Origin of the sequence: Pseudomonas multiresinivorans (assembly GCF_012971725.1) — a bacterium.
In the GTDB taxonomy this organism is placed as follows: domain Bacteria; phylum Pseudomonadota; class Gammaproteobacteria; order Pseudomonadales; family Pseudomonadaceae; genus Pseudomonas; species Pseudomonas multiresinivorans.
On the sequence record NZ_CP048833.1, the window covers coordinates 1,712,647 to 1,725,669 of the forward strand.

A 13,023-nucleotide genomic window follows, 5' to 3' on the forward strand; every position below is an offset into this window, starting at 1 on the left:
TTCTGCAGGTCCCGGTTCTCAGGAGTGCTTTTAAGAAGTAGGGGAGACCATAATCAGCGGTTTATGGCTGCCTCTTCAAAGATATCTACTGCTGGAGGTGATCGATGTCTATTTCTGCGTTTATAAATCCGGCAAATTGAGACATGGAGGGAGGGATTGTAAGTGATGGAACTCTGTCTCCGTCAGAAACTATGATCGTTAGTTTCGCTCTACCAGTCATTGCTATATCTCTGATCTCATTTTTTGATTTGATCAGCGCTGGCTCTAAACTTTTCCAGTGATCAACAAGATCGCTTGATGAGGATCTCGATCGAATCGACCAAATGCTCTGTCGAGGTAGCCCGCGAGTAGGATTTCGCTCTCCTTGTTGAAGTGCGGTATCAGGAATTATTTCAATAATTCTTGAGATGTCTTTCGGAAGCACGGTAGTTCCCAAAAGCTGAAAGTCGATCTGAAGAGATCCATCCATCTATTCGCTTCCGAATCCGCCTACCCAATGGATTTGATTTGTAACGTAAGGGTCTATTACAAACCCTTGGGGGTTTTCCCTAAATCCCGGATCGTCTTTAATATTGGAAATGGCTTCCTCTGCCTTTTCCTGTGTGGAGAAGATGCCGATTATCTTAAATGTTTCCATGTCAGGATATTGCCAATGAGATAGTAAATATGATCGCATAATTCTTTTCTCGGTCATTTAAACGCCCTGTCACATGTGATCTATCACTTTGAGTTTGAGGAGCTGCGAACGTCGTCAGGCTTAGTTTATATGGGCTAGGCGGGTTAGCCGAAGGCGTAACCCGCGAGGCAAAGCGTCGGCCATTACAAACTTTTTTCGCCTTTCCGTCAGTAGTGTGGGGAGGAGGTAAATACCGTTCAGGGAGCGTTAATAACTCGCTCTGCAAGAGCTAATATCCGATGATATCTTTGTCATTAGTTTTTCCTTGAAAGTGGCGTGCCTTATCTGCATCTAGAGGGAAGCCGTGTATTCCTTTTTTATAGAACTCAGCCATGCTTTCTAATGCGCCTTCAAACTTGGATTCCGCTGATTTTTTTACATACTCAATACCGAGCTTTTCATCTTTCTCGATGCCATTCCTTCCATGGATAAGATCCAGGCCGTATATCCATTGAGCGTGCGGGTGGCCTTTTTCAGCTGCTTGTCTGAATAGTTGTGCCGCTTTTTCAAGATTTCGCGGAACTAGATCGCCAGAGTCGTAGTGTATCGCTAATTCATGCATGGCAGGTGCGTAGCCATATTTTGCTGATTGTTGCAATTGCTCAATTCTTCGCTTTTCAAAGTGCTCAAGGCTTTCGCCCGGGACACCAAAAGTAGCTGCATAAAAAATTGCAGCCGCATCTTTCTTGATGATAAGAGGGTTGAGTAATTCCCGTGCTCTATCGCAATCCCCCTGGTCTACTTTTTTAATGGCCTCTTTGATAACGGATGCTGCGACGCTGTCCATTTTGCTGAGAAAAATATCTTCACTTCTACGTGGCATTTCGCACCCACCTAATAGACTGGATTTCCTTTATTGTCAGTGCATTTGCACTGAGTATGCTTCGCCTGTTTTCCTAGATTTTTTCTAGCAATTCTTTCGGCTTCAGCCCTTGCCTCGGTTTTAGTTGGCGCAGTTGCTTTTCCGAATGCAAATTCATCATCTGGGCAGTTTCCTTCTTGAAGACCATTTGAGGATGCCCTGCAAATACAGGTCACGCCTTTTTTCGGCTTTTCGGGCTGAGGAATAGTTCGGTCTCGTGTTTGTGCCGTGTCTCCTGACAACGACAAAATGGCACCCACCATACCTAGAGCCCGCCCTCCTGGGATTGTCACCCAGTCGGGCAAGTCAAGAATAATGTCAGGTACGGGGATCTCTAAAGCCGCTTCACCAATTGGGTCGATGAGATTAAGTGGATTCCCCATTACATACCCGTAGGTATTCAATCCACCGTAAAGCCCAATCGGATCGCTTTCGACGTACCGTCCCGTCTCGGGGTCGTAGTCGCGGAAATAGTTGTAGCGCAGTCCGGTCTCAAAGTCGAAATATTGTCCTGGGAAACGAAGATTGAGCACATTTTGATGCCCGCTACCCTGAGGATCCTGATCCGGTGCTCCATTGCCGAAGGCATCCGACTGCCACTGCCAAACAATCTGCTGAGTCGCTGAAGTCGCCAGGCGCGGAGTGTTCAGGTGGTCGCTGTGCAGGTAGAGCACGCGCGGTACGCCGCTGCCCTGCTTCTCCACGCTGGCCAGCGGCATGTTGTCCAGCCAGAGGTACGTTTGGCTGCGCTGCTGTGTACCGGCGCTGTTGTAGTCGGTCTCTGCCAGCAGTTGGCCGTCCGGGCCGTACAGGTAGGTGGTGAAGCCCTGGCTGGTGAGCTTGGCCACGCGCTGGCCGAGGCTGTTGTAGCGGTATTCGGCGACCTGCTGACCGTTGATCTTCACGTTGGCCAGGCGGTTCTGTGCGTCGTAGCCGAGCAGTCGGCTGGCGCGGTCCTGGGTCAGGTTGCCGGCGGCGTCGGCAGTGACGGCTTGCCCGTCGATGGCGGTCAGGCGGTTGCTGTTGCTGGCGTACTGGTAGGTGGTGGTCGCTGTGGCGCCGTTCTCCGTGACCTGCCGCTGCGTGCGGTTGCCCACCGCGTCGTAGCTGTAGCTGCCCTGCTTACCGGTGGCGTTCTCGCTGGTTAGGCGGTCCAGTGCGTCGTAGCCGAAGGTCAGCGTGCCCCAGAGGTTGTTTGCCAGTTCGGTGATGTTGCCGTTGGCATCGCGCTGGTAGTCGTTGCGCCACGGGCCGACGTCCTGGCGGGTCAGTTGGTAGTCCTGGTCGTACGTGCGGCTCATCTGGATGCCATTGGCCCAGGTCAGTTGCTGCAGCGGGCCGAAGGGCAGGTAGCTCATGCCGCTGGCCAGGTTACTGGCGTTGCCGCCATCGAGGGCCAGCGTCACGTTGCTGACCTGGCCGCCCGCGTTGCGTGGGTAGCCCACCTGCACGGCGCTCGGATAGCCGATGCCCACCAGTTGGTCGGCGGCGTCGTACTGGAAGGTCAGGGTGTCCGCCAGCGTTTGGCCGTTCACACTGAGGCTGCGTGCCTGCTCGATCAGGTTGCCGCGCGCGTCGTAGCGGTAGGCGAGGGTACCGCTGCCGTCCTGAATGGCAGTCAGGCGACCAATACCGAAGTTGCCGTTCGCCGTGGCGTCGTAGCTGTAGGTGGCGTCCAGCGCCGGGGTGGCCGGGTAGTGCCGCGCGATGAGGCGGTTCAGCGCGTCGTAGCTGAAGGTAACCACCACGCCACGGGCGTCGGTCTGCTTCGTGACGTTGCCGGCGGCATCGTACTCGAAGGTGCTGGTGCCGCTGTCCGGGCTGATCAGCTTGGTCTGGTTGCCCAGGCCGTCGTACTCGTAGCGGGTGGTGACGCTGCGTGGATCAATCACTTGCGTCAGGTTTCCCTGAGTGTCGTAGCTGAGTTGCGTTTGGCCTTGGAGTGCATCGGTATTCTTATTCGGACGATCAAAGGCGTCGTAAGTATCGGCGCTAGCGTATCTCCTCGGGTTGGTTGTGCCGGTCAGGTTGCCATTCGGGTCGTAGCGCAGGTCGCGGATATTCCCGTTGGCATCGGTGATCTGCTTCAGGCGCGAAAGCGCATCGAATGCCTGGCTCAGCGAATAGGTCAGCGTACCGCTGGCATTGAACCGCTTTTCGCCCAACCGATTACCCTCGGAATCGAGCGAATACTCAATGCGGTCCCCTAGATTATTGCTGATAGCAATTAGTCGCTGCGCGGCGTCGTATTGGTAATTGAGCCTCGCGCCGTTGGGCAGGTCCGTTGCGCTGCGAAGTCCGTTGCTGTCGTAGTGTTGCTGGGTTGTGGCGCCGGCGGTGGACTGGCTCAATACGCGCCCGCGCACGTCATAGGTCAGCAGCGTTTCAACGCCATTGGCATCGGTGATGAGTAAGGGTTGGCCGTTCCGATTGTAGCGGGAATAAGTTGTCGCTTGGCCTAGGGCATTGGTGATGCTGGCAAGGTCTCCTTGCGTATAGTTCGCGCCAGTGGATTCGTAGTAAGCCAGGCTGTAGTCCGCCGTTGAGCTACCGGGCTGCGTGAGGGTCAGTAGCTGGCCTCGTGCGTTGTAGGTGTAGCGGGTCACTCTAGCGGGTGTGCTGGTATCCGGTTGCGCAGTGAAACCTTGCGCGCCGGTGATATCCTGCGTCACTTGTTCGGTGACGCGGCAAAGAGTGGGCAGCTCGCTCGGTGCGCACTGGATGGGCTGGTTTCCGGCCAAAGGGTCGCTATCGCCGTTGTAGAGATAGGTCGTTTGCAGCCGGGGGGCGAACTGCTGGATTGGCTTACGGTGAATACTGTGCCAGCGCGTGCTGAATTTTCTGGCGCCCGCCGGAAGCACCTTGCCGTCAGGTCGATAGTCGGTGCTGTCGTTCAGATTGATGCCTTCGACACGCACGGTTTCCAAAGCGCGGGAGCTGTCCCAGCCATACAAGGTCTTGTTGCCGTTGAAGTCTGCCTGGTAGCGCTTCAGACCCTTGTCGTCATAATCGATGACATTGGAACTGGCAGGGCAGCCGGAGCCGGCGGGCTGTGCAACGGAGGTGGCAAGCTGCGTTCCATCGGCCAGCGTCTTGCTGAAGTAATGATTGTACTGAACATCCTGGCTGGTCTTTACCGACGAGTAGTTTCCCAAAACCTGGACGATGCGTTTATCGACACCACCAGCGAGTTCGCTACTGACGACAAGGTCGCTGGAATACTTGTAGGTACCGATGCGCTGGCCATTGGCGTCCAGTTTTCCGGTAACGAGAATCGGACTGGTCGAGCCGGTCCCCGTCATTCCGGGTTCGTTGTATAGATAGCTGACGCTGCTGCCGTCCTGCCAAGCAACCTTGGTGATTTGCCAGTAGGTTGCCTGCTTAGGGTCATTACCGTATTCGTAAGTGATGACCTTGCCGTCTGGCGGCGTGGCACTGATCAACCGCCCCTGGCTATCGTAGGCATAAACGATGGATCGGCCGAGATGGTCGGTCTTTTTGCTCAGCCCATAAGGGCCGTACTCGTAATCGATACCGCCGCCCGCTGCCGGCGAATAGCGCAGGAGTCGTCCATCAGGCTGGAACAATGAAATGTTTCCTTGCCCGTCTATGAGTTTCCAGCTTGCCCCGCCATGGGCGCTGGCGTCGACGCTTCGCAGGATAGTGCGCAGGCCAATCGGCCCATCGCCCTTGAGAGTATTGTCATTACCTGTGAATCGATAGCGATTGCGGCCTTGCCATAGGTAAACGGTGCGCTCCGTGCTGGTGTTCACCCATTCCGGACGTCCGATATTTGCATAGGCCTCCGTGCTAGTGGGATTGTCCGGATCCAAGGCATAGCGATTGAAAACGGAAACACTGTTGTATGGCTGAATACCTCGCGCGCCAAACACTGTCGCAGAGGATATGGAGCTGGAGGGGGCAAGCACGATAAGACGATCAGGGGGATCAATTGCCCAGCCGCTATATTGGTCGCGGTAGATCCGTTGTATGTCCAGCAGACCATCCGCGCTGCGGTAATCCTCTTCGCGGAAAAACTTCATACCATCCGCAATCTGGATGGGATTAGCGGTTGCTGAGCAGGAGCTTTTCTCAACCAACGAGCATTCGGCTGTGCGGGTGTCCGATGGGTAGCCGGTCTGTGTGCCGCTGAAAGGCTTAGGACAGTCCAAGTGTACGTTTGCCCCAAGTCCTCCTGCCGGTGCAGTTCCTGTCGAAATACTTCCGGCGGAATTTTTGGTCTGAGTGAAGGCTGTTCGGGAAAGCTGATAGGTCAGTGGCTCATTGTTAATGGTAACGCTTCCGACAGGTGTCGCGCTGGTGATGGTGTTGCGTGTGCAGCTATATGTTGGAGCGTTTAAACACTTCTGGAACGTCAATTCGGCGCTTGAGTTAAGATTGGATATGAGCTCGCTGAGAGATGAAAACTTCAAATATGGAATTGAGCCATTCACGCCGTAGCTGGTGGTTGGCTTTGTTTTTATCTCCGCTGCTTCGATGGAAGTAAGCGTTGCGCAGAGTAGTAAATTTATTGCGATATATGTTGTCTTCCCTTTCATGATGATCCTTGACGTTTTTTGTGTATTTCGGTGGGTGGAAGTTTGGGCTGATTGTAGGTTCCAGTTATTTATTTCTGTAAATAGAAAGTGCGGTTTTGGCCGGTTTTAGGGGGGTATGTTTATTTTTAGTTTTTGATTTTGAGGTTTTTTACTCCTTGGTTCACATCATGGCAACATTAGATGGTTGATGCACTGCAATATGAGGGTAACGCACCGGCAATGCGTCTGTGTTGAGTTGTTAATGTCAGCGCTGCTTTATTTGTTCTGGTTAGGAGGCTTCGTTGGTGGTAGCTCAGGGAGGAGGAAAAGTGTTGGAAGCCAGAGCGTTCCCTGCTGAGATTTCAGCCACAAGGAGTGGCAGATTCAGCCTTGGCTAATTGCTAGATACGGACTGAGGCTTTAGATTTGTGTACTGAATTGAGAAACGAGATACCCTCATGCGTGTTGTGAGTTTCTCTGAAGCCCGAAAAGACTTAAAGAAGGTCATTGACGACGTTGTTGATAACTCAGACTTCACGGTGATCACGCGGAGCAATGCTCCGGATGCCGTGCTGCTTTCGCTCGACAGCTTCAATAGCCTTTTGGAAACTCTCTATCTGCTGAAGTCACCGGCCAACGTAGCTCATTTGGAGCGTTCTCTGGCTCAAATTCAACCGTGCGAGGAAGCCTGATCCCTTGAAAGAGAACCTATCGAGATGCTTGTCCAGGCGTATCGGCAGGCCAGCGAGTCGTTGGAGATACCCTCCTGCCGCTACCACTACAGACAGGCTGTGAGAGGCTGAAATAGATATGTCAGGTGATGGTGTCGACGCAGCAGGCGAAGAGCTCTCTCGGAAAGGAGAGAGGGGCGGGCTGGGTAGTCGGATTCACGCCCGTTTCGAAGCTGCTGGACGGCTGGATGTACCCGAAAGGGAAAAGCTGTTTGAGGACTCGGCGGCATCGATCATTGGCAAGGTGGTCCTTGCATTTTCGCGCTTCGAGCTGAACCTGACGATCCTCTTGGAAACACTGGTGACGCCTGAGAATGGAGCGGAAATTGATCGCTTGTTTAAGCGAACTCTCGGCGTGCGGATCGAGGGAGTTCAAAGCGTGCTTTCGTCTCGTGCAGAGCTGGATCCGTCATGCCTGGCCGAGTTTGCGGATTGGAAGCTGCGAATGGATGGCGTGCGACTTCTGCGGAACCGTTTTGTTCACGGTCGATGGGGAATACTCGCCCACGCTCAGCAGATTGCCAGCGTAGCTTCCTACCGTGCGAAAGCACCAGCAGACAACGAAATTCGGTACAGCCTTGTGGAGCTTGAAGCTGAACTAGGCAGGATTGAAGAGGTGTGTGCCGGCTTTATCGCTTGGAGAAAACGCTGGCCTATCTGATGAGGCGGGCTGGTAGACAGGGTGTAGTCACTTCGTAGTCACTACCCCAGAAAGCACAAAGGGCTAGCTTTCGCTAACCCTTTGTTTTGTATGGTGGCTACACCGGGACTTGAACCTGGGACATCAGCATTATGAATGCTGCGCTCTAACCGACTGAGCTATGTAGCCGAGTGGCGCGCATTTTCCGCAGATCGTGGGGGGGTGTCAACCCCTTTTCTTGAATATTGTTCTGATCTATCAATCGTTTAGCCGGTCGTGCTGGATTTTCGCGATGAGCGGTGGGGCAGGGCGGCCATAAGAAAAAGCCCCGGCTTATGGCCGGGGCTTTTTCGTGTCTGGCTGGCGCTTAGACGTTGAAGCGGAAGTGCATCACGTCGCCATCCTTGACGATGTAGTCCTTGCCTTCCAGGCGCCATTTGCCGGCTTCTTTCGCGCCCTGTTCGCCCTTGAACTGGATGAAGTCGTCGTAGGCGACGACCTCGGCGCGGATGAAGCCTTTTTCGAAGTCGGTGTGGATCACGGCAGCGGCCTGCGGCGCGGTGGCGCCGACACGGACGGTCCAGGCGCGGACTTCCTTCACACCGGCGGTGAAGTAGGTCTGCAGGTGCAGCAGTTCGTAGCCGGCGCGGATCACGCGGTTCAGGCCGGGTTCTTCGAGGCCGAGAGATTCGAGGAACATGTCCTTCTCCTCGCCGTCGTCGAGCTCGGCGATCTCGGCTTCGATCTTGTTGCACACCGGTACGACCATGGCGCCTTCTTCTTCGGCGATGGCGCGGACGACGTCCAGGTGCGGGTTGTTCTCGAAGCCATCTTCGGCGACGTTGGCGATGTACATCACCGGCTTGCTGGTCAGCAGGTGGAAGCTGCGCACGAGGCGCTTCTCGTCATCGCCCATGTTCTTCATCAGCGAGCGGGCGGGTTTGCCTTCGCTGAAGTGGGGGATGAGCTTTTCCAGCAGGGCTTTCTGGACCAGGGCGTCCTTGTCGCCGCCCTTGGCGTTGCGCGCGACCTTCTGCAGTTGCTTCTCGCAGCTGTCGAGGTCGGCGAAGATCAGTTCGAGGTCGATGATCTCGATGTCGCGCTTGGGGTCGACGCTGTTGGAGACGTGGATGACGTTCTCGTCTTCGAAGCAGCGCACGACGTGGGCGATGGCGTCGGTCTCGCGAATGTTGGCGAGGAACTTGTTGCCCAGGCCTTCACCCTTGGAGGCGCCCGCGACCAGGCCGGCGATGTCGACGAATTCCATGGTGGTCGGGATCACGCGCTCGGGCTTGACGATCTCGGCCAGCGCATCGAGCCGCGCATCAGGCATCGGTACGATGCCGCTGTTCGGCTCGATGGTGCAGAAGGGGAAGTTTTCCGCCGCGATGCCGGATTTGGTCAGGGCGTTGAACAGGGTGGACTTGCCGACGTTGGGCAGGCCGACGATGCCGCAGTTGAATCCCATGCTAGGTCCCTCGCGCCACGTGGCGGAAATAGAGGTGTAATCAGGCCTTCTGGCTGTGCAGCTTCTGCATCGCGCGGGTCCAATCCCCGTCGAGCATTTCCGGCAGCACGCCGAGGGCGAAGTCGATGCTGGTGTCGAGCAGTTCCTGTTCGGCGCGCGGGGCGCGGCCAAGAACGAAACCGGAGACCAGGCTGCTGTGCCCCGGATGGCCGATGCCAAGCCGCAGGCGATGGAAACCGTTCTGGTTGCCGAGCTGGGCGATGATGTCGCGCAGTCCGTTGTGCCCGCCGTGTCCGCCGCCTTTCTTGAGCTTGGCGACGCCGGGAGGCATGTCGAGTTCGTCGTGGGCCACCAGGATGGCTTCGACCGGAATGCGGAAGAAACCGGCGAGCGCCGCCACGGCCTGGCCGCTGCGGTTCATGTAGGTGGTGGGGATGAGCAGACGAACGTCGCGGCCCTTGTGGCTGAACTTGCCGACCAGGCCGAAGTACTTCTTGTCGAGAGACAGGTTCGCGCGTTGCGCGTCCGCCAGTCGCTCAACGAAAAGGGCCCCCGCGTTATGCCGGGTCTGGTCGTATTCAGGGCCTGGATTTCCCAGGCCAACGATCAGTTGTACGGCAGTCACGACGGGGGCCCCTTCCTTAAAGGCAATGGTGCGCGCGATTACTCGGCAGCAGCTTCGCCTTCACCTTCTTCTTTCACTACGCGGGAAGCGTGGATGTTGGCGACGGCCAGGTCGTTACCGTGGGCCAGTTGCACCAGCTCTACGCCTTTCGGCAGTTTCAGGTCGGACAGGTGAACGATCTGACCCAGGGCTACCTGGGCGAGGTCGACTTCGATGAATTCCGGCAGGTCTTTCGGCAGGCAGGAAACTTCGACTTCGGAGATCACGTGGGAGATCTCGCCGCCGCCAGTCTTGACGCCAACAGCAGTAGCTTCGTTCAGGAAGTGCAGCGGAACGTGAGCGGACAGCTTCTGGCCGGCAACGACGCGCTGGAAGTCAGCGTGCATGACGAAGCCTTTGGACGGGTGGCGCTGCAGGGCCTTGATCAGTACGGTTTCCTTGGCGGAACCGACGTTCAGGCTGATCACGTGGCTGAAAGCAGCCTCGTTTTCCAGCAGTTTGGAAATCTCGCGCAGTTCCAGGGTGATGGATTGCGGGGCTTTTTCGCCACCGTAGATCACAGCCGGGAGCAGGCCAGCATTACGACGCAGGCGGCGGCTCGCACCTTTCCCCAGGTCGGAACGCTCTTGGGCATTCAGTACAAAATCAACCATTTTCACACTCTCCAAAATGACAAGATCGCCCGGACGCTTGCGACCAGCGTTCGGGCGATTTTGCTAATGCTCCGCCGACATGGCGAAGCGCTTTACGTCAGGCCTGTTCCGCCTTAGCGGAACATGGCGCTGATCGATTCTTCATTGCTGATGCGGCGCATGGCTTCAGCGACAACCGGAGCGATGTCCAGCTGACGAATACGGCCACAGGCTTGCGCAGCAGCGGACAGCGGAATGGTGTTGGTCACCACCAGCTCGTCCAGTACGGAATTCTCGATGTTCTCGATGGCACGGCCGGACAGCACCGGGTGGGTGCAGTAGGCGATGACCTTGGCGGCGCCGTGCTCTTTCAGAGCCTTGGCAGCGTGGCCGAGGGTGCCAGCGGTATCGACCATGTCGTCGACCAGTACGCAGGTACGGCCTTCGACATCACCGATGATGTGCATGACTTCGGACTGGTTGGCCTTCGGACGACGTTTGTCGATGATGGCCAGGTCGACGCCCAGGGACTTGGCGACGGCGCGAGCACGCACCACACCACCGATGTCCGGGGAGACGATCATCAGGTTCTCGAAGCGCTGGTCTTCGATGTCGTCGACCAGTACGGGCGAGCCGTAGATGTTGTCGACAGGAATATCGAAGAAGCCCTGGATCTGGTCGGCGTGCAGGTCAACGGTGAGAACGCGGTTGACGCCTACGACGGTCAGCATGTCGGCAACGACTTTGGCGCTGATGGCCACGCGTGCGGAACGCGGACGGCGATCCTGGCGGGCGTAACCGAAGTAGGGGATGACTGCCGTGATACGAGTCGCCGAGGAGCGGCGGAAGGCATCGGCCATCACTACCAGTTCCATCAGGTTGTCGTTGGTCGGTGCGCAGGTCGGTTGAATCAGGAAGACGTCCTTACCACGAACGTTTTCGTTGATTTCAACGCTGATTTCGCCGTCGGAGAATTTACCGACAGAAACGTCACCGAGGGGGATGTGCAGCTGCCGTACGACACGGCGTGCCAGATCGGGGTTGGCGTTCCCCGTGAAAACCATCATTTTGGACACGCTGCAGTACCTGTGTCGGCTTGAGGGTAGGCCCGGTTGAGCCAGAAGAAAATGGCAGGGGCGGCTGGATTCGAACCAACGCATGGCAGGATCAAAACCTGCTGCCTTACCGCTTGGCGACGCCCCTGTAGCTTACAACTTGCGGAGCAATGTGTTCGTTGACGCTGTACGTATAACCCTTTGGGTTAATGGCAGGGGCGGCTGGATTCGAACCAACGCATGGCAGGATCAAAACCTGCTGCCTTACCGCTTGGCGACGCCCCTGTATCGTACAACCGATTACATTGCTTTCTTCTCAGTCCAGGCTTTGCAGCTTTCGGTGCAACATCGAGATGTTACGTCCCTGGGCAACAAAACTTGGCAGAGTGGCCGGAAGTTGGCGGCGAACTTTATCAGCATCGCCCTTGTTTGGGAAGCTCCCAAACACACAAGCTCCGGTGCCGGTCAATCTCGCTTCGGTAAATTTACCTAGCTGGATCAGTGCGTTACGTACATCCGGGTAACGCTTCTCGACGACCGGCTGGCAGTCGTTATGACCGTCCACCCCGAGAAGGCTGCGAACTTTAATGGGCGGAGTATCCCGTGTCAACTCGGGATCGGAGAAAACTTCTGCTGTGGAGACAAAGACTTGCGGCACAGCGACGAGGAACCAGGGCTCGTCGAGCTCCACCGGCGTCAGCTGCTCGCCGACGCCTTCGGCAAATGCCGCGCGGCCCCGCACGAATACCGGGATGTCTGCGCCCAGGCTCAGGCCCAGTACGGCGAGGCGGTCTTCGTCCCAGTCCAGTTGCCACAGGTGATTCAGCGCCAGCAGGGTGGTGGCCGCGTCGGAGCTGCCGCCGCCGATGCCGCCGCCCATGGGCAGGCGTTTGTCCAGCCAGATGTCGGCGCCCAGCGTCGTGCCGGATTGCTCCTGCAGTCGGCGCGCGGCTTTGACGATCAGGTTGCTGTCGTGGGGAACGCCTTCGATCTCGGTGTTCAGGCGGATTTCGCCGTCTTCGCGCAGGGCGAACTGGAGTTCGTCGCCGTGATCGAGGAATTGGAACAACGTCTGCAGCTCGTGGTAGCCGTCGGGACGACGACCAGTGATGTGCAGGAACAGATTGAGCTTGGCCGGTGCCGGCAGGGTCAGGCGGTCTTGCATGTTACTGCTGGCTCGCCTGGCCCAGCTGGCGCGGTTGCCAGGTCTTCACCACCAGGGTGACGTCCAGGTCCTGGCCGTGCAGTTTCAGGCGCTCGGGCAGCCAGTAGCCGTTCTGCTCGCTGTAACGGGTGTATTCCACGTCCCAGCCATCCTGCTGCAGCTTGGCCAGGCGGCTGTCGCTGTCGAGGGTCAGGCGGCTCTTGCTGTCCGGGGCGGGCAGGCCGCGAATCCACCAGAGCAGGTGGGAAACCGGCAGGCGCCAGCCCATCTGCTGTTCCAGCAGCTCTTCGGGGGAGGCGGCTTCATAGCGGCCCTGGCCTGCGACTTCCAGGGTCACGGCGCCTTCGCGGCCGGTCAGGCGCGCGGCGCCGCGGCCGAGCGGGCCGGACAGGCGGATGTCGTAGTAGTCCTGGCGCTGCAGCCAGAACAGGGTGCCGCTGCCCGAATCCTTGGGCGCGCGGATGCCGACCTTGCCGTCAATCTGCCAGCCGTCGAGGGTGGCGATGCGGGCCTTGTGGGCATTCCAGGCGGTGGCGTTGCCCTGGCCTTCCAGGGCTTCGTGGGTGCCGAAGCTGGAGCAGCCGGCGAGCAGGGCCAGCGCGGCAGCGCCAATCAGATGACGTAAACGCAT

At 57.2% G+C, this 13,023-nt stretch carries 11 protein-coding genes, 3 tRNA genes and 1 pseudogene; 2 read left to right on the forward strand and 13 right to left on the reverse strand.

Annotated features, from left to right (window positions below; all coding sequences use genetic code 11):
* Positions 1-85 precede the first annotated feature (85 nt).
* The 4 genes and pseudogenes from G4G71_RS30175 to G4G71_RS30185 all read right to left on the reverse strand — a co-directional run.
* Positions 86-469 carry a DUF4279 domain-containing protein gene (locus G4G71_RS30175; protein ID WP_169936598.1) on the reverse strand — a complete coding sequence of 128 codons (384 nt, stop codon included), beginning with the start codon at positions 467-469 and terminating at the stop codon, positions 86-88.
* Positions 470-694: a DUF7336 domain-containing protein gene (locus tag G4G71_RS30180; protein WP_420825990.1), complete on the reverse strand. Its 225-nt coding sequence runs from the start codon at positions 692-694 to the stop codon at positions 470-472. It abuts the gene before it with no gap.
* Between the two features lie 211 nt (positions 695-905).
* Positions 906-1,499: a tetratricopeptide repeat protein gene (locus G4G71_RS07825; protein WP_169936599.1), complete on the reverse strand. Its 594-nt coding sequence runs from the start codon at positions 1,497-1,499 to the stop codon at positions 906-908.
* A gap of 386 nt (positions 1,500-1,885) precedes the next feature.
* Positions 1,886-3,871 (reverse strand): annotated as a pseudogene (locus G4G71_RS30185) (RHS repeat-associated core domain-containing protein); the annotation flags it as partial.
* 2,663 nt (positions 3,872-6,534) lie between these two features.
* Between G4G71_RS30185 and G4G71_RS07835 the strand changes: the two are divergent.
* Positions 6,535-6,768 (forward strand): type II toxin-antitoxin system Phd/YefM family antitoxin, encoded by a 234-nt coding sequence (locus tag G4G71_RS07835; protein ID WP_169936601.1) that lies wholly within the window; start codon positions 6,535-6,537, stop codon positions 6,766-6,768.
* A 118-nt stretch (positions 6,769-6,886) separates the two neighbouring features.
* Positions 6,887-7,468 carry a hypothetical protein gene (locus G4G71_RS07840; RefSeq protein WP_169936602.1) on the forward strand — a complete coding sequence of 194 codons (582 nt, stop codon included), beginning with the start codon at positions 6,887-6,889 and terminating at the stop codon, positions 7,466-7,468.
* A 91-nt stretch (positions 7,469-7,559) separates the two neighbouring features.
* Here G4G71_RS07840 and G4G71_RS07845 read toward each other — a convergent pair.
* The 9 genes from G4G71_RS07845 to lolB all read right to left on the reverse strand — a co-directional run bounded on the left by G4G71_RS07845 (position 7,560) and on the right by lolB (position 13,023).
* A tRNA-Met gene (locus G4G71_RS07845) sits at positions 7,560-7,636 on the reverse strand.
* A 178-nt stretch (positions 7,637-7,814) separates the two neighbouring features.
* Positions 7,815-8,915: a redox-regulated ATPase YchF gene (ychF, locus tag G4G71_RS07850; protein ID WP_054909837.1), complete on the reverse strand. Its 1,101-nt coding sequence runs from the start codon at positions 8,913-8,915 to the stop codon at positions 7,815-7,817.
* 40 nt (positions 8,916-8,955) lie between these two features.
* Entirely contained in the window at positions 8,956-9,540 is a 585-nt protein-coding gene (pth, locus tag G4G71_RS07855; protein WP_024767097.1) for an aminoacyl-tRNA hydrolase, read from the reverse strand.
* 38 nt (positions 9,541-9,578) lie between these two features.
* Positions 9,579-10,193, reverse strand: a complete 615-nt coding sequence (locus G4G71_RS07860; RefSeq protein WP_169936603.1) for a 50S ribosomal protein L25/general stress protein Ctc — start codon at positions 10,191-10,193, stop codon at positions 9,579-9,581.
* Positions 10,194-10,306: 113 nt separating this feature from the next.
* Positions 10,307-11,248, reverse strand: coding sequence for a ribose-phosphate pyrophosphokinase (locus G4G71_RS07865; protein WP_015478849.1), 942 nt, complete (start codon positions 11,246-11,248; stop codon positions 10,307-10,309).
* A gap of 52 nt (positions 11,249-11,300) precedes the next feature.
* A tRNA-Gln gene (locus G4G71_RS07870) sits at positions 11,301-11,375 on the reverse strand.
* Positions 11,376-11,437: 62 nt separating this feature from the next.
* Positions 11,438-11,512 (reverse strand) — tRNA-Gln (locus G4G71_RS07875).
* Between the two features lie 31 nt (positions 11,513-11,543).
* Positions 11,544-12,392, reverse strand: a complete 849-nt coding sequence (gene ispE, locus G4G71_RS07880; protein WP_169936605.1) for a 4-(cytidine 5'-diphospho)-2-C-methyl-D-erythritol kinase — start codon at positions 12,390-12,392, stop codon at positions 11,544-11,546.
* A gap of 1 nt (position 12,393) precedes the next feature.
* Positions 12,394-13,023, reverse strand: a complete 630-nt coding sequence (gene lolB, locus G4G71_RS07885) for a lipoprotein insertase outer membrane protein LolB (protein WP_169936607.1) — start codon at positions 13,021-13,023, stop codon at positions 12,394-12,396.